The following is a 20,236-nucleotide window of genomic DNA, read 5'->3' on the forward strand; positions in this document are numbered from 1 at the left end:
TATGACCATATGGTATCATGTCAAAAGAATCTGCTCCCAAAGATTGGGACAAGATGTGGCTTGAATATAATAAATCGCTCAAGACATGGATGCACGCATTTGAAACACTTCAAAAGGCAACCAATGATGTCCAGTCCAAATATAATGATGTCATGGCAAAAGCACTCAAAGAATCTAGTGATAAAACCATGAGTCAATTTACTGAAAACTGGCAGAAATCAATGAGCCAAGCAGGAATTGAGACATTCAAACAATTTGGTACCAACTGGCAAAAATCATTTAGTCAATCTGGAATGGATCAAATGAAAGCATATGGTGATGTGATGAATAAATTTGCCGAAACTTGGCAAAAAATGTGGAACAAGTAAAATTTTCACATCTTCATTTTTATTCATAATTTGCCTTGATTTGTCACGAAAGGAATTTTTTAACTGGAAAAAGAGTATTCGTTTTGTTAAAAGTCTGATTTGTAAAGATCCTAAAAACCGTCTTGCTCATTTTTGGATCAAAAATGGATCATTTTGAGCTCAAAAATCAATTTTAAGATAAAATTTGTTGCCAACTTTCTTAGCGATCCTAGCTAACAAATCATTTAACAGAAAGGTTTTTAATATTCGAAAATTTAGAACACACAAGTTGAATTCCAAAGTACTTTTCTCAGTATTGGCAGTTATGTTGCTCTCCTTGACAATATCTTCAGTATCAGCATATGCTGCAACTGGAACAACCAAAACTAGCGAGGCTACCGTAAATGAACAAACAAGTATTACATTGTCTGGTGCAGACTCGACTGATCCACACTTTCAAGCTATTTCATACCATTGGCAGCAGTTGTCTGGTGAACCTGTAACTCTGTCATCTACCTCTGATGCTGATATTACTTTTACAACTCCGGCAGTTGATCCAGGTCAGGTAAAAGATCTCAAGTTTTCGTTAATTGTGACAAATCCTCAGGGACTTACAAGTATTACTGCATTTACATTACATGTTATTCACATAAATCATCCTCCAGTGGTAACCACTGATCATGAATTGACCGTGATGGAAGGAAGTCCTATGACTTTGATGGCATCTGCCACTGATCCAGATGGTGACAACATGACTTATGCGTGGACTCAGGATGCTGGATCTAATGTAACCTTGTCTAACCCAACTGATCTTACCACTCTATTTACCGCACCTGTGATTAATTCTGGTAATAACTCCACTTTGCACTTTACAATTACTGCAACTGATCCATATGGTGGTGTAGGCTCTGATTCTGTTTTAGTTCATGTCATCAGTGCATCTGCGTACAAGCTTGCATCACTGAGCTGCGGTCCAATAATTAGATCACATGAGGGCGGTAGTGCAACTCTTGCAGAATCAATTGACAACCCATCTAATGCTCCATTGACATATCAATGGAACCAAGTCTCTGGAATGCCACTTCAAATTTCATCTACAACAGATGTTTCACCAACAGTATCCCTGCCATCTGGTTCAGGTGGAAGTGTATTTGCATTTCAATTAACACTTAATCAAGGTGGTTCAATTGTAGGGAACTGTGAACAATATGTTTATGCCGCATACCCAGAACCAGGTAATCCACCGGTCGCAAATGCAGGTCCAGACCAAGTAGTTAATACTGCAAGTCAAGTACAACTTGATGGTACAAACAGTACAGGTGGATACTTGCAATTCTCTTGGATGCAAATCTCGGGTGAACCAGTACAGTTACTTTATGCAAACACTGCAAAACCAGTCTTTACTGCCCCTGATGTACCACTTGGTCAGTCAATGGATATGACATTCTCTAATACAGTGAGCAATTCATTTGGAAAAGATGCCGCAGTGGTACATGTTACAGTGGTCAATCCGTCATCACCACCGAACGCTGTAATTACAATCAAGTAAACCTGTAGGGTTTTTTCTACAATAGGTTTTTTTGGATTGTATTTGATTGATTTGGACATGTTACTAGTCCATTTGTAGATGGCCAAACGTACGTGGATGGAGAGTTAAAAAAGCATCTTGTGGCTAGTCTTAATACTTTTTGACGGAATTATGGGTAAAGAATAGACTGATTCGGTTGTTGGCACTCAAAAATCATGAACTAAATCGATGAGAAAACAACACAGAACTAAACTAGATGAATAAAACCCCTTTCGAACTCGCGGGAATGGCAACGATACAAATTTTCTTGAAGTGCTATCGCTTTTATCTGGGTAAACTTTTGTCCAAACTGTTGTCAGATGATCTAATTGGAGCAATCCAACAAATCTTACTTCTTGGTAAAGGCGACCGGGGTAGACTAGAATATCTTCTTGATCTGCTGCAAAAGGGCAGACCACTTACAGACTCTGATCAAAATTATCTACAAATGATGGTGCCACTATACCTCAGTCCAAAAGATTCCTATCAGCAAAATACTGAACTTGTGATAGGCCGATTGTCAGATGAAATAAAGGAGTTACATCAAAAAATTCAGCAAATGCAAAGAAAAGGATTTGAAAAATATGTGGGAAGAAAGGCTGTCTTGTTCTTTTTTACCGTATTTGTAGGATGGAACGCATGTCAAACCTATCTGCAACCCATGCTGTCAGGCTTTGTATCTGATAGTTTGATATCTTACGTATTTCCCTTGAATCTGGTTGCAAATTACTTTAATTATGGCATGGTTGTCTGGCTTGGATTCTTGGTATTGTTGTCGTCATGGCCATTTATTGGTTCAATACATCTTGCCAAGTTCATCATGTCTAGAAAAATTTCAAAGTAGCTATTGTAAAACTACACGATAATAATCCCAGCGCTCTGGGTCAAATTGTTTTACAAATTCAATCTGCTCGTTTCTTTCAATTCTGCTTGCAATTACATCGCGTAATGCAAAGCTTGTGAGATACTTGTATCCCTTTGACTGTACCTGCATATTAAACAACAATCTCATTTCTCTTCCACCTCTCTGTCCCCAATATCCCATTCTGATTGCGAGTGGTTCCATAAATGCAGTATTTTTGAGTCCATAGTTTACGTCATTTATCTCTGGTCTGAGCTTGTATGTTTCCAAGGGCCCTCCTTTTGTGAATCCTATGACTGGACCATCGTCACTTCCAAGCCTTAGTGTATTAAGTATGGTATCTTTTGCCATGACTGATTCTACAAACTCATCTTTTTTGAATTGAAGTGGCTTTGGCAACTGTTTATGTATCTCTGATAATATGTCTACGAATCCGTGTTCTTGTCTGTTTGACATGGGTTCTATTACTGCAAAAAATTTGGTATTGTCATAAACTAGAGATCCCTCAATCTCTATTTCTTGTTCCCGTAGTTTCATAAATGATAGTACATTGTTTGTAAAATGTTTTCTCATGTCTTTTGGAAGTGACTGCAGGACGCTCTGATACATCTCTGCATCATTATTGAGTAGATCCTCGAAATATGCAACAGATCTTCTGACAATGTAATATGGATGCCATGCCAATGCGTGGGCGTTTTTTTGTGCCATCTCTAGTGCTTTTGCAAAGTCGCCAAGAGTATATCCTGCTATCCTGTCTGTAACTGAGAGAAACCAACCTACCTTCTTAAAATGCTCTCTCTTGTCTTTGTCGTCTCTTGTAATTTCTGACAAGTTAAGACAATCTTCGATTTTTTTCTCTGTGGCCTCTTTTATCTCTCCACTCCAAGGGTATGTGGTTCTATGGATTAGTACTGCAATCAAATTCTTATCAATGCTTGCATCTCTTAATAAAGAATCTAATTTCTCGTCTGTCATGACAAATTTTACAGCGTCCTCTTCATGTGGCTTGTCCACCTTTTTTTGCGGATCATAATCATGGAATAGTGATGCAACAAAAAGATATGGAAAGTCTTCGGGTCTTAGAATACTTCTGGTGTTCTCGGACTGGGCTGCAAGCAGCGTGACATAGGTCACTTCTAATTCGTGAATAATATTGTGGTATCCATAATACTCTATACCGAGACCCTTTGATTCGAATAGGTTTATTGTATAATCTAGGATCTTGGAGTAACACTCTCGCTTAAAGCCATTAGCTACCATGATTCTTTGAATCTCTTCACGTAGGGCTACTGGATCCTGATTCTGTAGCAACATGTTGGTAATTGAAACTGATGGTTTTAAGTTCTCGCTCGAATTCCAATCATGTTTTAGAAAGAGGTTTCCTTTTTTGGTAAATTGTCAGCGAAACTAAAACTGCAACTATGACTATGCTAATTATGGAGACATTGGTATAATCCTCAGACCAGTTGGCCACCATAACCTTTGGTGAGTCCGCTATTGTCTCTACAGACTCGTGATCCGAATTTCCTATGACAGTTCCTTGCCACCCCGAAAATACGTGGTTTACAAGAATGTTGTTTCCTGGAATGACACTTACATCTACGATCGCACCTGAATCATACCATCCTGTTCCCAATACCCGTCCGAAATTTGAAATGACCTTGATGTAATATTGGGTCTTGTACTCTAGACCAATCTCGTGCATACTAGACATGTGGATTTGGGGGGACATGAAAATGCCTGATTCCTGCCTTGGGATGACGTTTATGTCTGGGTTATCAAGTGACCATCCGTCAAGTATCTGTCTTGTATATTGATTGTCGGATTGTATCACATGAGGTACCACAAATTGTACATGTGTGCCAACATCAAACCAGCTGTCGCCTGTGGGAGATGGTGGAACAAAAGTTACATTGTTATCTCCATGTATAGCTATTTCAAATTGGTGTACTGCAAAAAATGTCAGGGAGTGATTTCTGTCAGCGATTACATTCAGGGTGAAATTTCCACCGGCTGTCCTGTTGATTGGAACTGCCTGACTGTTATCAATGGAGTACGAATACAAATTGTATCTGCCATTATCTGTCGTCCATGAATGTTGTTGGAAAACTGTATAGTTCTGGCCATTGTTTACAAGAACGGTGTATCCTGTCGATGTATTGTTTGCATATCTGACATTGATGATTGACACTTGGTTATTTTGTACATATGCTGACACTTGATTATCTGAAACAATGATGCAAAATAATAACACTGGAATTAAAAAGAAAATGACCTGTTTTCTCAAAAATAAACTTGACAAATCTCTCTGTACATGATATTTGCTTTTCAACTCTCTAAACAATATCCATCCCTAGCAAAGGTCAAATAATGCTTGGTAAAAAAGAATCTATGCAATCATACTCTTATGTTATAATTATTTGCCTTGTCTTTTCAATGGGTGTTGCACCAGTCTTTGCGCAAACATCATCGCAATATTTGATAAAAGATGCACAAAGTGGGCAGTCATTTCAGGTGCCGTATTCCATAACGGGTGCAATAGTCAGTGACATGTCAATTAGTTCTTCAGATACATCTCTTGTGGTGTTTCTTCAATCATCTGATGATGGAAACCTGACTCTGACTCTTCCAAGAGCACTAATTGATGCAAAAAATGGTACAAACGATGATCAGTTCTTTGTTCTAGTGGATGGTGCAGACACTGATTTTACAGAACACAAAACTAGTACTGACAGAACAATAACCGTGTTTATTCCAAAAAACACTGAACAGGTAGAGGTGATTGGTACACAGGTGGTTCCAGAGTTTGGTGCATTATCCTCCGTGGTGCTTATTATGGCAATAATTTCAATAGTTGCAATATCTACAAAAACCCGCCTCAAGTTTGCCTAGAAAACGTACGATCTCTCTTAGCTGAATCCTGCACCAAACTGATCTCCATGTTGAAGAGGATCTGCAGATTCTGCACCCTTGAGCTTTAGATACAAAAATGCTTCATTTACCAACTCTATTGCAAGCTCATCTTGCAAATGAAATTGTTTTTTTACCAAGTCGTGATATTTTTTTAATTTTTTTTCCTCTTGCTCATCCAACGAGATCCCGTCTTTAACTATGATTGCGGCAATCGTTTCAATCTGAGAATTATGCTGGGCATCATTCATTATTTGTGATAGTCATTTCTTACTTTTAAGTGATTGTCCTATTTGATGTAATTCAAGATTTTTCAGAATCCAATTCTTCTTCAAATTCGTCATCCAAGAATTCGTCTGTATCATCATTGTTCTCAGAAGGTTCATCTAGAAAGTCTTCTTTTTCTTTATTCTTTTTAGACATGTTTTCATTCTTTTCTTTGCACTTATAACTTTTGAAATATTCTTGATATGAAAAATCTCTCACTCGTATAATATGGTATCATGCGACATTGTATGCTATTCCACAATAGTTTTTTCTTTGTCGACTAACTCCGCTTCTAACTGATTTTCTGATCTAATTTTCTGTACCAGACAAGCTTTGGATCAGAGTACCTCTGACCAGTTACCAGCAGGTGTTGCTATCAGAGGAAAGTATCTATGATATCACAGATTGAAAGGCACAATTACTGGAAGGACAGTGTGAGCGATGGAAAGCGATGGATAGCAGAATATATCTTCTCCGTACTGAAGAGATCTTTGGTGAGCACGTGATGGCTCACAAGCGGCAGAACATGGAAAAGGAGTTGCAGCTGAAGGTAGCATTGTATAACAAGTTCGTGAGCATGTGATAGAAGACACCATTATGGCGATATCTTGATTAGTTTAGGAGTTAGTCGACAGAGCAATTTTTAATATTGTATACGGTACAAGTTATAAATAATTAAAATGAAAACTCCATACTATTTCATAATTGTAATTGTCAGTGCATGTATCATAATCACAAATAATCTTGTATTTGCTGATAATGCGATTCCGCATGTAGTCATAGACGGAACCATTTCTGAAAATGGTTGCAACGTCATAAATGGCATCATAACGCAAGCATTAGACATACAAAATACGCCAATTCAAGCATGCAAGTATCATGGCAAATACTTCAAGATATCAGCATATCTTGGATGTCCATTGATCAGCGTTGGAGATACAAGAGATCCGGAAACAGGACAAAAATTCAATTTCAATGTAGTGTGTGACGAACCAACAACATGCGGTCTTAAAAATTCATGGGGCGGATACAACTTGGGAAATGCTGGAAATGCTGACTTGTTAAACGCATCAACAATTAATGGAACAGGATACGTAATCACTGCAAATTATGGTGAGGGTGTATGCCTGTCAGAAAAATATGACGAACAAAAAAAGAAAATTACCATGATTGCTGATGGTCTGTGGAAAAACGAAACAGTTCTAAATGTACTGGTTCCAAGGGCACTTTTGACAGATACTACAGTAACAATTGATGGAAAGAAAGCAGATGCCAAGATTGAAGAGCACAACCCAAAAAATGAAACCACAACCTGTAATCTATGCTATTATACGATAAACATTCCTCTCTTGTCTTCACAAACTTCTAAGAAAATTGAGATTGGTGTACAGGATACTGTGTATAACAACGCAGAAAATTGGAATAATTACTATATGTTAGGAAGCTTTGATAATTCATTTCCAAAAAAACCTACTCAGATCTTTGTCTTTCAATACAAGATAACAAACGGAACTGTAAGCGAGTTTAAGGGCCAACGAGGGATACTTTCAGCAGAGGTTCACAGCACTGGTAACGCAACACTTGATATCAAATTTCCACGCAACTATCCATATACAAATCAGCCTAAACAGGGGCCACAATACGGAGATACATCGCCAATCGTACTAGTAGACGCGTATGATCTTGTAAAAGTACAGCACTTTAAACCTGATACAAAAACTACCGATTGTTTCTTTGAGTATTCTATTCCATTTTCAGGAGATCACAAGATAGATTTGGCATGGTTTTATCTTTTATCTACAAGCTTCCCACTTCATGGTGACAACATACCACAATCTTGTAATACTCAAACAATTGCAAACTGGCCACCGCTAAAACAAATTAACATTGGAATGTCTACAAATGAAATCAAATGCGATGACGGATTTGATAAAATACTGCATCCTGACAACAAGACCGTTTCATGTGTCAAACCTTCCACACTGTCAAGACTTGAACACCTTGGATGGATTAAACCACATTTTGATCCACGTATGAATCCAAAGATTGTACTTACAAACTCTTCTTATGCAGGAATAGATAAACAAGACAGAACCATGGTTTCTATAAACAACCAAACTTTTTATCAGCTTACACTTGAGCACACCATTGATCAATTACAATCTGGAGAGTCAATCAAGTTTCAAAATGTCACATTTAGTTTTCCAGACGGATTGATGAAAACCATATCTGGAGGCATGACAACAGTTGATATCAAATTCTCTGATGGGAATGAAGAAATCTATGAGAAAATCCCAACAAGGTATGGTGGTACTTATGCAGAAAATGACATCACAATTCTTAGCAACCATTTAGGTCCACAAGCCGGTCTTACATACTATAAAGATGAAATCAAGTTACTTGTTGGAGAAGAAAAATGAAAACCACCTCCAAACTCTTTTTGTTATCAATCTAGCAAAATCATTTAGTAACGAGTGTAAAGATTGTAAATTCAACTAAATGAAAGTTCTCAGTTTCAAGCATGTTATAATAATTGCAGTTATAACTTTCTTGTTATCGTTTCTTCTACACTATCCACTTTTGCCATCAAAAGTATATGATGATGTATCATATTTTTGGACTTCAAGACCTGAGATACACGGATATCAGGTACCATATACAGATTACAACCTAGAATATCCTGCAATTTCTGGTCTTGTGTTGTATCTGTCCGCTCAATGGCACAATATTTTGGGATATTATATCACAATATCTCTGATAACACTCGGGTTTGTTCTAGTTAGCGTATGTGTTCTTGACAAGATTCTTCTAATCACAAACCAGCCAAGAAACAAGATAATCTACTATGTAATTTTGACACCTGTTTTTGTTGTTTATTCAATTTACAGTTTTGATTGGATAGGAATTGGACTGTTATTACTATCAATATATTGTTGCCAGAAAAACAAGGCGTATATTTCTGGCGGATTTATGGGACTGGCAATTGCAACAAGAATCATACCAATTGTATGCGTTCCGTTTATCTTGCGGGAATTCAAATCTTGGAAACAAAAGGCAGGATTTCTCTGTGTTGCGTTTTTGGCATGGCTTGGACCAAACATCTACTTTATGTTAAAAAACTTTGGAGGCTTTCTATATTCATATGCGTTTCAAAATTCCTGGCATGCTGAAGACAGCTGGCTTGTGATCTTTGGTACTGAATTTCCAGAAAGGCAATATGTATCGCTAGGATTGCTTGCGGCTTTGCTTGCTATCATCTATTCTAAAAAAAGATTCAATGTTTGGCAGGCATGCTTTTTAGCTCTTCTTGCATTTGTATTGACAAGCTACAAGTTTCCGCCACAATACATGATTCTCTTGCTTCCTTTTTTTGCTCTAGTCCAAACAAGATATCTGCTTTTTATTGTTGCAAGTACTTTGGATGCATTGATAATTCTACTCTTGCCTGCATTTCAAGGAGCAGGTCTAGCTTCATGGGATATATCAAGCCCAGTCCAGTGGATTGCCATTGCAAGACAAGTGATTCTGGTACCAGTGTTTGTAAGCATCTTTATGTCAAATAAAAAGAGGGTAAATTCTACACCAGTTTTTTAAACTATGCCTCTCCAGTACAAATACAAAATGAAAATGTATTTTGCAATAATCATAATATCATTTGTGTTTGTTTTCTTTTCACCATTTCAAGTCTTTGCACAAGAGTATGTTACAGTAAATCCTGTATTTTCAAAAGATCAATCAGATTCATGCTCTAAACTGGAAAAGAAATTTCCTGGAAGTGGTTATTCTGATAGTTGGGTAATACATGTAGCAATAAATTTTGTACCAACTATTAGCTCAAACCATACAAGAACAACAATGGTTGACTATAACGATACTAAATTCATAGTAACATTAAATGATTATAACCAAACAATCTACAACGATTATCCAGTTAACACACTCTTACAGTCTTCAAATTACACCACTCAAAATACGACTCTGTTCAATCTTAGGGGTTTTTCTTTGTGATGTTCAATTAGGGGTTTGAAGTGTTAATTTAGGGAGATGATTAATGGATAACCTTAATTCAAAATACAAGTAAAAACTATACTGCTGATTGAAAAAGATTTGTAAAATATGACACTGGTAAAAGTTCGGGTGGTACGATCTAAATAGCTATGAAATCAATCAAGCAGCACCACCAACACTCTCCTTGAAGAAGAGCAAGTAAAGCGTAACAGGATGGTAGAAGACTACGAAAAAGGAATTAGTAGCGGAAGCACATACAAAACATATGAAGGATAGACTTGTTCTTGGTACTGCGAACTTCGGCTCCGCTGTTCCTGAGACAGAGGCTCTGGAAATAATAGATTATGCTCTCTCCCAAGGTATCAAAGCGATAGATACCGCAAACTCCTACGGATCAGAGGAGATTGTAGGGAAAGCGTTGAAAGGAAGGAGAGACAATGTGATTCTTTCTACCAAAGTCGGCAACCCGGCACCAATGGGTTCCGGTCTCTCGCGTAGACATATGGAGGAGGCAATAGAAGATTCCCTGAGACGGTTACAGACGAACTATGTGGACGTGTACTATGCCCATAATTGGGACAAGATGGTCCCATTGGAAGAGACGCTCAAAACCTTCGACAAAATGATATTTGAGGGAAAGATATTGTCAGTTGGTTGTTCAAACTTCTCCGCAGAACAATTGGAAGAGTCGCTTGACATATCAAAGAAAAATCACATCACTCGATTCGGGACAATCCAGTCCGTCTATAATTTAATAGAACGTGGTGCAGAGAATGTTCTGTTTCCTTTGGCGAAGAAAGAAGGAATCAAGATTGCAACATATAGCCCCCTTGCAGGTGGAATCCTAACGGGCAAGTATTCCGAGGGAGTGAGAGAAGGAATGCGTGCGGCACAATTTTCTGGTGCTAATCCTCGTGAAGCAGGATTCATCCCCAAAATAACACCAGAGAATATAAAAATGGGAAAGAAAGTAGCAAAAATAGCCCAGAAGTTTAGCATCACTCCATCACAATTAGCTATAGGATGGGTACTTTCCAATCCTCTCGTCGATTCGGTCATAATCGGCGTCCGCAGTCTTGAGCAATTAAAAGAAATACTTTACTCAAATACTCCAAAAGAGGCATTAGTATTGATATGAAAGTTGTTATAGTGGGCGGAGCCGGATTTCTCGGCTCGTACCTTGTCAATGAATTGAAATACGACCATGACGTGTTGGTGTTCGACAGAGTAGCGAATCCTGACGTTGAATCACATGTTGGAGATTATATGAATATTGAGAACTGTCTTGAATCTTTGAAGGGGGGGGGGGGGGATGCAGTGATTCATGTCGCGGCGATTTCCTCTCCCGCCTACGATCCTCCCGAGCTTGTGTTCAAATCCAACGTAACGGGAACGTTCAATGTCCACGAAGCAGCAAGAAAATTAGGCATTAAAAAAGTTATCTCGACTAGCAGCGAAGCGGCATATGGCTTCTTCTTCGGAGAGAAAGAATTCCTGCCGAACTATCTTCCCATAGACGAGAATCATCCTCTGCGCCCCCAAGACCCCTACGGACTTTCCAAGAAGGTTAACGAGGAGATAGCACAGAGCTTCTCGGATAAGGGCATCATGAGCACGTCAGTCATTCGTCCGCCATGGATAGTCAAGCCGGAGGATTACACGGGTCACAAGGGATTCATTGCGGGGAGGGGATTCCCTCTCGATAAGTTCAACACTTTCGCGTATGTGGATGTACGGGATTTGACAAAAGCATTTAGATTGCTTTTAGAGACAGACATTCCTAGGTATGAAATCTACAACGTATGTGCAGATGACAGCACCTCTAACATGCCACTCAGCGAACTTCTCCCGAAGATAAACCCTACACTTGAAGACATGGCTCAATCCATAAAGGGCAATAAGTCTGGACTTTCTAATGAGAAGATAAAGAAGCTAGGTTGGATTCCCAAATTCGCACGCCGATAAAAATCATTATATTAGCAAATGCACTGGTCGCCTTCACAGATGGTCATGATATTACGCTACACCTAGATTCGTATCCTCCCAAGCTTTAGTTGCATCGCTTATTGTATTTGATGCAATAGCCAAGTGCATAATTTGGGACTGGATCGACATAAATAGTAAGTTTGTTGGTTAGGGGTCATGTTGATCATCCGAGGAATTACCAGTGTCATATTTTACAAATCTTTTTCAATCAGCAGTATAGTTTTACTTGTATTTTGAATTAAGGTTATCCATTAATCATCTCCCTAAATTAACACTTCAAACCCCTAATTGAACATCACAAAGAAAAACCCCTAAGATTGAACAGAGTCCAAAATACGACACCGTTACATCTTAGGTTGATTTCAGGATTTTGGATGGACTGTTACGAAAGGGTGATTGGGTGTTACGTTAGGGAGATAGTGAATTTATACACTAGTAAATCTTGGGAGGATGACTGTTCCTTCGGTTACTGAATAGCTTTAGCTTGTTCAAAAAATCACTCCATACAATATTCAATTAATAGAGGTCGAATACCTTTTAGATGAATGGGGAGAGTTATGGATAGCGATGAAATGTTGGGGGACGTCGTAGCCTCAATTGTTGAAAAAATTCTCATGAATATCGGGTTTGATGCTCATGCCAAAATAAGCAATATACTTGAAGCCCACAACCTTAATTTTTCTGACTGTTACAAAAACCCTGATGTCTTGAACTTTGCCCTCAAGGAAGTGTTCGACCATGACTATATCTCGATAGTGGAAAAGATCAGAAAAGAATTTGGCGGTATTGTGGATGATGATCAACGTTTAGTAAAATTCATGCAAAAATTAAGTGAATAAATTTAGGAGAGTAGTTTTAGCCAACAACTATCCTTTCCATTGGACAGCCAGTTAAAACCACTCAGTTTTAGAATGTCGTTAATCTCTCTCCAAGTCTGTTTTTCCATCCATCCCTTGCATGTTACCTTGATGGAATCCTTCTCGTTCACAATGTTTACTTTATCAATTCTTTTTCCTAGTTGAACTGCAAAGTTACTTTTAGATTCTACACTTTTGGTGATTAGATCCTTGATCTTGTCATGTCCCAAGTTTAGATTGATTCCTGAGGCTTCGGCAGGAGTGATATTTCCTAACCCTTCATGAGGTCTGACATAGTTGTGATATGTCATGTATGCTTCTGCAAATTTTTGAGCAGATTCATCATTTCCCAAACCACGTCTAGTCTTTAGTTTCTCTCTGATTTCATTATGGTATCTCTCAATAGGTCTGTTTTGAAAGCCATCTGAGAGGGATTTTGTCTTGATATGTGCTGTCTTTCTTGCATCAAGTTCTGTTCTGATTGCTTGCTGGTAGGAGTTGAGCGAATCTGTAATTACATAACTTGGGTTTGAAACCTTTTTTCCCTTTGCTATGATATTTCTTGCATCTTCTACCTTGCGTTTCTTTGATACTTCTGTAGCAATTACAAATCTCGTTTTTGGATCTATGATAGTCCATACCCAATCATAGAAGCCTTTTCCAGTTTTTTGAGTATCTTTTACGTTGAGCATCATTTCATCTAGTGACCATACATCGCTTACTAGTGGATTAAGAGTTTCAACATATTCCTTGATTATATCCATGTATTTTCTCATCCATCGGTTTATTGCAACATGACTAATCGACATGTCATGGACTGACTTGATATGCCTTGCAATGTTTCTATAAGACATCCCAGATAGAAAGAGGTTCAACGCTTCTGTGATTATTTTTGGATCTGAACTTACCTTTGAGAAGCCATTCTCACCTAGAGTGAATTTGTAGTTGCATTGTAGACAAGAATATCTCTGTCGCTTTGTACCGTTTTTGACAATTCTAAATCCATTTCTTATTATGGTGCTTGAATAGCATCTTTGGCATATCTTTGCCCTTTCGACTCGTTCAATTTTCTTTTCATTCTGTACTGTATTTACAAGTAATTGGCAACTTATGATATGCTTGCATCTCTTATCGTCCTTTCTTGTTAGGTTGTATAGGAAATCAGGACAGTCGCAAGTCCATGTGTCAGAATCTTGAAGTTTTCTTATACTGTAAGTCTTGTTTTGTGATTGTGAATCTACTGAATAGTGATTCTTTGTTATCTTTCTGATGTGGCTTCCCTCAGAAAGGATTTGGATTCCTTTTTCATTTCTTGAATTGTCTATCATACCTTAGTATATACCACCGTATGTATATAAATTTTTATATACGATATGATATACTGATGTATGTACATGGTGAATGAGACTAAGATCAAAATATACAAGGTAGGATCAAGGCATAGCATCAATCTACCAAGTGACTTTGTAACGGATAGTGCATTTCCTTTTGAACCGAGTGAGGAGTTGATTGCTAGAATAGAAGGAAAAGCGGTCATTATCGAAAAAAGAAAGCATGTAAAGGCATAATGTGTTGATTGTAGCTATCAATAGTAATCATCCCTCTTATCAGGGCTAAGAACTATATATAGTTACTATACATATTTATAGTACCATGTAACTATGTATAGTAACAATGCAAACAGAAAAAATCTACAAATTAGAAAGAAATGAAATGCTCAAATTTGCTCCGGATAAAAAATCGGAAACTGTAGTTAATGCAATAACTCAAGTTTTAAACAACAATTCTGAAGGAATATCAATTTCACAAATATGTAAAGACCTAGAAATGTCGAGACCGACGGTAGCTAAACATCTTGAAAAACTTGTGGCTTTACGTGAAGCTAGAAAAGTAACAAAAGAGATGGGCGATGTTAAAATTGCCTTTTATTATCCTATAGGCGTCATTAAGGAAGAAAAACAGTTTCATAAACAAAAAGGAAATACTACATACACTTTTTCAGTAGTTGAAAATGAAGGTGGAAAATATTTCTATGTTAAAGAAATTGAATTAGATCCTCTAAAAGGCGAGGTTGTAAAAGGTGCGATCATGATCAAAGGAATTAATCTTATCTCTTTTATAGAACAATTGCATTCTTTTTCAGCAAAGGCGATGGAAAGTGAGCCAAAACCCTAGCGAAATTTCAATTAAAGAAGTAGAGCGTGATAGATGTGCTCGTATTACAAAAAGTACTATAAGACGAAAAGTACTCGAAACTCCAAATTTTTGTGTTCAACTTAAGAGTCATTCAGATTATGAATTATTTTATAATTTAAGATTGAATTACAAGACAGAGCATTTAGGTTCAATCACTATTCCATATTTTGTAGCAGAAAAAACTATTGCCCCATTAATCCGAACATCTGAAAAACAACTAGATATGAATTTAAATCCTGTTTCAAATAGTTTCCTACAAAATACTGTCATCGGTGTAGACCCATATACTGAATACATGAAATACGAATGGCGGTTCAAAGATATTCTAGAAAGCGATCTTACCCCTTTGTTAGTAAAACAATATGCTAGAGAAGTTAATACTAGAGGGAAAAAAGCGATAACAAAAGAACAACTAAAAGATTTCAAATTATGGAAAACGGCTCGTTATCGCAAATTTTGGTTATCTTCAATGAATGATGATCCATCGAGCTTGGTTAGGCTAATTGCTAATTATTTCGATATTGAACAGAAATGTGGTGCCGACTACTTCATTCCATCATGTCCTGTGATTGATGATACCGATGAGATGCTTCAAGCTACAATAACAGTGAACGACAAAGCAAAAGCCATTAAAAAAGTAGATTCAGTAGCCACTTATTTTCTTCTTGCTTTTGAAGCACTTTCTGAAACAAAAATAATTAAAGGAATAATTAATTACATAACTGATAATCCATCAAAAATAACAATAATTAAAATAAAAAATCTTGATCTATTCCAGCCAAACAATTATACCGCATTCAACAATTATGTCGGTTTACTCAGAGAAGTAGATCTGATTAAAAGAAGTGATCCTGAAAGATTATTTTTCAATTTGGAAACAGGATATCACGCATATCCAACTTTAGTTGCGTGTAGTGACTCTATCTCAACGTCAGTAAGAGGATTAGACAAAGATGGCATATTTGGACGACCTAAGGAACATGCACACTCTCAATGGTTTCATCCTAAACTAAAAGTTCATCTTACTCACAGCGAAACTATGGAAATGGTCAAACTCAATGCTGATACAATAATGGATAACTGTCCCGCATGTAACGAAATTCAAACCAAACCAAATTTAATTATCAAAGATAATTGGAATCCTTACACAAAGAAACATTATCTTTTGACATGGAATTCTTTTGTAAGTGAAATACGAACTTTTATTCAATCACATGAAATTGAAAAGACTAGAAATGAAATAATGGAAGATGCAGTAAATCTACGGAAGTTTAAAGATTTTATTCCTACATATTAATAATTAAATTAAGATAAGACATGCTTTGAAGTTGCAAATTGTAAGAAGATTTGATCTAGAAGTAATGTGTACTGTAATTAGAGATCGTTTTTAAATATAAGATTTAAAACCTAACTGTAGTTGGTCAAGGCAATTCAGGTTTTTAAATATGAATATGCACCAAGTAAAGCTACAATAAGAGAAAAGTTTGGTACTAAAAAAACCATAACAAGACCAATTCTAAAAATGTATAAAGAGAATAACGTAAATCATCTGGATAAACTCCAGACTATAATAAAAGACTTTGATGAGAGTGATGAAAATGGTACCATGGGATTCATTCAACATCAGTATTTTCGAAAACTAAATCTGGCTAATGATGAATACACTTATGAAGATGCGTGGCAAAATTTCTTTTTTTATATTTCATCTAAATATAAAATTATAATCATAGGAGGAGGACCTGAAAAATTAAGAAATGAGGCAAGAGATATCATCGTTCAATTTCTTAGTGGTGATATATCGTACATTTCTGTTATTCCTATAAAAACAAAAGAAATGTTTGCATTAGTAAATAAAATAAAAAGAGACGGACCTCCTATGAAAGTAGCTGGTTCTCAAAAAATTGAATATAAAAACATCATGACCGATGTAGTATGGTATTTTATTCGGATAGATGATCATGAGGGTGAAAAAAGAGAAGAAAACAACATGCATCGAAAGGAAAATGATCCCCGATGTGTTTCGAAACGTTCCGATTTCAAACAGAATCTGGATGACTCCGATTCTTTTGACCCAACTATGGCAATCTATCGTTGTAATGGAATAATGGAAACTGAATCAACACATGCACATCATATGACCATGTACGAAGATGCGAGATACGAATGCACTGCTGATCCATCTCCAAGACATTGGGTGATTTTCATTACACAGACTTGTAAGGATGTATTAGGTATCGGTTAATTTTCTGCCTTTAATTCTTTTTTCAATATGCTGTCAATATCGTATTTTTTTTCTAAAAACATATTATATTCAGTAGTCCAGATTGTTGTCCGCATATCGTCATTATCTACGTTCAACGGAAAGAACGTTGTAATTAACCAATCAAAATTAGAAATCACTTTATCAAATTTGTCTCTTACAACATGATCTAGGTTTACCCATAATTCAAGACTTCTTTCACTATTCTGTAATAATTTTATCATATCTCCATGATATTTTCTAAAGTAGAGATTAAGTTCTTGTGTGATTAGTTGTTTATCTTCATCATTATCCAATTTACGTTTTTCAATAGTTTTAAAAATCTGATCAAAATGATTTTGGATTTTTCGCAAATAATCTTGCGTTTTTACCACGTACAAACCTTCTGCATTTTCTAATTGTTTTTTCTGTATATTTCCTGTTCGTCTATAAATTACAATAGTTAATGCAATTGCAATAATACCAAGAATTATTCCAAATATACTTGCCCATGCTCCGATCTCATCCAACTGTGGCATTTATGATCCATTTCATTTACCACAATCGGAGCTATAAATCTTCTGTTTCAGTTACGAAAAAAGTAGGAAGGTCAAATTGATGAAAGGAAAAAATTAACATAATACATTTTAAGTAAACCATTATTTTTGCTTTTATTAAAGAAAGGGTCTCTAGCCTAGTTGCCTGTAGGTGAAAATGAGATCTCGCATTCCCCCAAGAAGAATTATTATCTATAAGCCTCAAATTTTACCCAATTCCTTAGCACAACTTCAAACAATAGCCAAGTCTATTCCTCAATAAAATTATTTTAGTGCTGTGAAACCATCTCCCTTACGTAACAACTAATCACCCTTTCGTAACAGTCAATCCAAAATCCTGAAATCGACCTAAGATGTAACGGTGTCCAAAATACGGCGATGTTTCTTTATCGGTTGTTCATTCCTAAAAATGAGGCTTAAACAACCTATAAAGTAACAGTACCCTTATTTGTTAAGAGTGACTAGTTTTCATCATCACTAGTCAATTAATTCCCAAGTGCCGTGTTAACACCATGACAACAATAGTCGGAATTAAGACAAAAGACGGGATAGTACTAGGATCAGACAAGAGAGCAAGCAAAGGCTTTTTCATCGGATCAAAAATAGTACAAAAAATTGCAAAGGTAGATGATACGCTGGCTGTCGCAATTGCAGGACAGCTCTCAGATGCAGAGCACATCATCAAAGTAGCAAAAGCAGAACGAAGGCTCATAGAATTGAGGCGGGGGTTCTCCTTGACCATAAAAGAGGCTACTAGACTGATTGCAAACATTGCCTATTCGGGTCTTAGAAACTACCAACCATACTATGTAGAATTACTGGTTGCAGGAGTAGACAGAGATGGCGCACATGTTTTTGCAGCAGATATGAGCGGAGCAATCACCGAGGAAGATTTTGCATCTTCGGGGTCGGGCTCTCCTATTGCATATGGTGTACTTGAGAGCTTGTACAACAAAAATATAACAAACAGTCAAGCAAGCGAGATTGCATCACGTGCAGTATCTGCCGCAATGGAGAGAGATCCAGGTTCTGGAAACGGCATAGACATTTTGGCCATACAGAACTTGCAAAAGGAGGCAGTGACATAAATGTCTGAAAACCAAAATGGCAACAGATTTCCATTTTATGGCCCACAGGGAAGACTTGTTCTTGTAGACAGTGCTCTGGAGGCTGTAAGTAGAGGTTCTACAACCATTGGAATCAAGACGCCAAACTTTGCAATGATTGCAAGCCAGATAAAACCAACACACCCATTAATGGAGCCTTCTGAGAAAATATTTCCAATTGATTTCCATATTGGTGCGACAGGTGCTGGATACATTGGAGACATTCTGCAGCTAATTGACACATTACGGCTAGAATCACAAAAACATCGACTTACATATGAGACACCAATAGACGTAGATTCCCTAGCAAAGCACCTCAGTAGCTTTCTCCACAACTATACAACATACGCAGTAAGGCCACAGGCCGCATCAGTGATAATCGTAGGCGAAGACCAGACTGGGATCCAGTTGTATCAAGTAGACCCAAGCGGGACTTTTTTTAGAGGTTCTGGGTTTGCAATAGGTCAGGCATCCGATATTGCACTTGATGTAATAACAAAAGAGTACAACAAGGATATGAAGTTGGACCAAGCCATAGAACTCGGCAGAAAGGCAATTGAAAAATCTCTCGGGGAAAAACCCATAGTTGAAACAGGAATAGTTGAACCTGGAAAAGCGTTTCGTAAGATACGCACAGACAAAATCTAGAATCCAGTCACTATTTTTCTTTTTTTAAAACCAAAAAATGTTCAATAGATTCAGATATGATCACAAGGACATTAGCTGACTGCTCTATGCATCAAGTGTTGATATGAGTTGATCTCCTAATCTATTATGCCCTATCCTTGGTGGGTGGATAATCTTTTTAGGGGTTGTTTATCCATCGCCGATAAGAAACAGGTGTTTGAATGATCAACCCTCTTACATACATCATAGGATCAGCCATAGTAGGGATACTGCACATGGCAGCCCCTGACCATTGGTTAACACTTTGTATGCTTGCAAAAAATCAAAAATGGGTTTCAAAAAAGATCTTCAGAGTATCGTTTGTAACTGCAGTTGGACACGTTGTACTGTCTATTGCCATGGGTCTTGGAGTCGTAGCTGTCGGACTTGTTTTTTCTCATCTGATTTCATCATATCTTGATGCCGGAATAGGAATAGTCATGTTAATTGCAGGTTTGGTCATAAGAATTAGATCCCTCATAGTGAAAAATACTCATCATCATGATCATCATTCTCATCATGATCATCATCATGAGAATGAAGAAAAGAAAAATATCAATAACCTAACTTGAGGTATTGGATATTTTGCAGTATTAGGAGCCGCACTTTCTCCAGATCCCAGCATAGTTCCAATTTTCCTTTCTGCGATATCAGCCGGATTCTATTTT

General features: G+C 37.1%; 22 protein-coding genes. 17 read left to right on the forward strand and 5 right to left on the reverse strand.

What is annotated here, in order from left to right; all coding sequences use genetic code 11:
* The first annotated feature begins 17 nt into the window (after nt 1–17).
* The 3 genes from BQ3481_RS01200 to BQ3481_RS01210 all read left to right on the forward strand — a co-directional run bounded on the left by BQ3481_RS01200 (nt 18) and on the right by BQ3481_RS01210 (nt 2,758).
* Entirely contained in the window at nt 18–368 is a 351-nt protein-coding gene (locus BQ3481_RS01200) for a hypothetical protein (protein WP_157926592.1), read from the forward strand.
* Nucleotides 369–636: 268 nt separating this feature from the next.
* Complete coding sequence (locus BQ3481_RS01205; protein WP_157926593.1) at nt 637–1,896, forward strand: PKD domain-containing protein; 1,260 nt, start codon at nt 637–639, stop codon at nt 1,894–1,896.
* A 331-nt stretch (nt 1,897–2,227) separates the two neighbouring features.
* Nucleotides 2,228–2,758: a hypothetical protein gene (locus BQ3481_RS01210; protein WP_157926594.1), complete on the forward strand. Its 531-nt coding sequence runs from the start codon at nt 2,228–2,230 to the stop codon at nt 2,756–2,758.
* Here the strand turns inward: BQ3481_RS01210 and BQ3481_RS01215 are convergent, their stop codons facing one another.
* Entirely contained in the window at nt 2,759–4,090 is a 1,332-nt protein-coding gene (locus tag BQ3481_RS01215; protein WP_157926595.1) for a hypothetical protein, read from the reverse strand. It lies immediately after the preceding gene.
* A 46-nt stretch (nt 4,091–4,136) separates the two neighbouring features.
* A complete protein-coding gene (locus BQ3481_RS01220; protein WP_157926596.1) occupies nt 4,137–4,994 on the reverse strand; it encodes a hypothetical protein in 858 nt (285 codons plus the stop codon).
* Between the two features lie 152 nt (nt 4,995–5,146).
* Between BQ3481_RS01220 and BQ3481_RS01225 the strand changes: the two genes are divergently transcribed.
* On the forward strand, nt 5,147–5,668 hold the full coding sequence (locus tag BQ3481_RS01225; protein ID WP_157926597.1) for a PEFG-CTERM sorting domain-containing protein: 522 nt from the start codon (nt 5,147–5,149) through the stop codon (nt 5,666–5,668).
* A 17-nt stretch (nt 5,669–5,685) separates the two neighbouring features.
* Here the strand turns inward: BQ3481_RS01225 and BQ3481_RS01230 are convergent, their stop codons facing one another.
* Nucleotides 5,686–5,937, reverse strand: coding sequence for a hypothetical protein (locus tag BQ3481_RS01230; RefSeq protein WP_157926598.1), 252 nt, complete (start codon nt 5,935–5,937; stop codon nt 5,686–5,688).
* A 696-nt stretch (nt 5,938–6,633) separates the two neighbouring features.
* Here BQ3481_RS01230 and BQ3481_RS01235 point away from each other — a divergent pair.
* The 6 genes from BQ3481_RS01235 to BQ3481_RS01260 all read left to right on the forward strand — a co-directional run bounded on the left by BQ3481_RS01235 (nt 6,634) and on the right by BQ3481_RS01260 (nt 12,786).
* Nucleotides 6,634–8,373 carry a hypothetical protein gene (locus BQ3481_RS01235; RefSeq protein ID WP_157926599.1) on the forward strand — a complete coding sequence of 580 codons (1,740 nt, stop codon included), beginning with the start codon at nt 6,634–6,636 and terminating at the stop codon, nt 8,371–8,373.
* Between the two features lie 79 nt (nt 8,374–8,452).
* On the forward strand, nt 8,453–9,547 hold the full coding sequence (locus BQ3481_RS01240; RefSeq protein ID WP_231911820.1) for a hypothetical protein: 1,095 nt from the start codon (nt 8,453–8,455) through the stop codon (nt 9,545–9,547).
* Between the two features lie 27 nt (nt 9,548–9,574).
* Complete coding sequence (locus BQ3481_RS01245) at nt 9,575–9,961, forward strand: hypothetical protein (protein ID WP_157926601.1); 387 nt, start codon at nt 9,575–9,577, stop codon at nt 9,959–9,961.
* 265 nt (nt 9,962–10,226) lie between these two features.
* Nucleotides 10,227–11,099, forward strand: a complete 873-nt coding sequence (locus BQ3481_RS01250; RefSeq protein ID WP_157926602.1) for an aldo/keto reductase — start codon at nt 10,227–10,229, stop codon at nt 11,097–11,099.
* Nucleotides 11,096–11,926, forward strand: a complete 831-nt coding sequence (locus tag BQ3481_RS01255; RefSeq protein WP_157926603.1) for an NAD-dependent epimerase/dehydratase family protein — start codon at nt 11,096–11,098, stop codon at nt 11,924–11,926. Before BQ3481_RS01250 ends, BQ3481_RS01255 begins: the two co-directional genes overlap by 4 nt.
* A 578-nt stretch (nt 11,927–12,504) precedes the next feature.
* Nucleotides 12,505–12,786 carry a hypothetical protein gene (locus tag BQ3481_RS01260; protein WP_157926604.1) on the forward strand — a complete coding sequence of 94 codons (282 nt, stop codon included), beginning with the start codon at nt 12,505–12,507 and terminating at the stop codon, nt 12,784–12,786.
* Between the two features lie 2 nt (nt 12,787–12,788).
* Here the strand turns inward: BQ3481_RS01260 and BQ3481_RS01265 are convergent, their stop codons facing one another.
* Nucleotides 12,789–14,132 (reverse strand): DDE-type integrase/transposase/recombinase, encoded by a 1,344-nt coding sequence (locus tag BQ3481_RS01265; RefSeq protein ID WP_157926605.1) that lies wholly within the window; start codon nt 14,130–14,132, stop codon nt 12,789–12,791.
* A 66-nt stretch (nt 14,133–14,198) separates the two neighbouring features.
* On the opposite strand from BQ3481_RS01265, the gene BQ3481_RS01270 reads away from it, so the two are divergent.
* From BQ3481_RS01270 to BQ3481_RS01285, 4 genes are all read left to right on the forward strand, one after another.
* Nucleotides 14,199–14,372, forward strand: a complete 174-nt coding sequence (locus BQ3481_RS01270) for a hypothetical protein (RefSeq protein WP_157926606.1) — start codon at nt 14,199–14,201, stop codon at nt 14,370–14,372.
* 106 nt (nt 14,373–14,478) lie between these two features.
* Nucleotides 14,479–14,979, forward strand: coding sequence for an ArsR family transcriptional regulator (locus BQ3481_RS01275; RefSeq protein WP_157926607.1), 501 nt, complete (start codon nt 14,479–14,481; stop codon nt 14,977–14,979).
* Nucleotides 14,963–16,297 (forward strand): hypothetical protein, encoded by a 1,335-nt coding sequence (locus BQ3481_RS01280; RefSeq protein ID WP_157926608.1) that lies wholly within the window; start codon nt 14,963–14,965, stop codon nt 16,295–16,297. The genes BQ3481_RS01275 and BQ3481_RS01280 overlap by 17 nt, the downstream gene beginning before the upstream one ends.
* Before the next feature lie 120 nt (nt 16,298–16,417).
* Nucleotides 16,418–17,242, forward strand: a complete 825-nt coding sequence (locus BQ3481_RS01285) for a hypothetical protein (protein ID WP_157926609.1) — start codon at nt 16,418–16,420, stop codon at nt 17,240–17,242.
* Here BQ3481_RS01285 and BQ3481_RS01290 read toward each other — a convergent pair.
* Nucleotides 17,239–17,769: a hypothetical protein gene (locus BQ3481_RS01290; protein ID WP_157926610.1), complete on the reverse strand. Its 531-nt coding sequence runs from the start codon at nt 17,767–17,769 to the stop codon at nt 17,239–17,241. The two genes, BQ3481_RS01285 and BQ3481_RS01290, sit on opposite strands and share 4 nt — an antisense overlap.
* A gap of 539 nt (nt 17,770–18,308) precedes the next feature.
* On the opposite strand from BQ3481_RS01290, the gene BQ3481_RS01295 reads away from it, so the two are divergent.
* The 3 genes from BQ3481_RS01295 to BQ3481_RS01305 all read left to right on the forward strand — a co-directional run bounded on the left by BQ3481_RS01295 (nt 18,309) and on the right by BQ3481_RS01305 (nt 20,140).
* Nucleotides 18,309–18,884: an Ntn hydrolase family protein gene (locus tag BQ3481_RS01295; protein WP_157926611.1), complete on the forward strand. Its 576-nt coding sequence runs from the start codon at nt 18,309–18,311 to the stop codon at nt 18,882–18,884.
* Nucleotides 18,885–19,550: an Ntn hydrolase family protein gene (locus BQ3481_RS01300; protein ID WP_157926612.1), complete on the forward strand. Its 666-nt coding sequence runs from the start codon at nt 18,885–18,887 to the stop codon at nt 19,548–19,550.
* Nucleotides 19,551–19,750: 200 nt separating this feature from the next.
* Nucleotides 19,751–20,140, forward strand: a complete 390-nt coding sequence (locus BQ3481_RS01305) for a hypothetical protein (RefSeq protein ID WP_157926613.1) — start codon at nt 19,751–19,753, stop codon at nt 20,138–20,140.
* The last annotated feature ends 96 nt before the right edge of the window (nt 20,141–20,236 follow it).

This window comes from Candidatus Nitrosotalea okcheonensis (assembly GCF_900177045.1).
Lineage (GTDB): Archaea > Thermoproteota > Nitrososphaeria > Nitrososphaerales > Nitrosopumilaceae > Nitrosotalea > Nitrosotalea okcheonensis.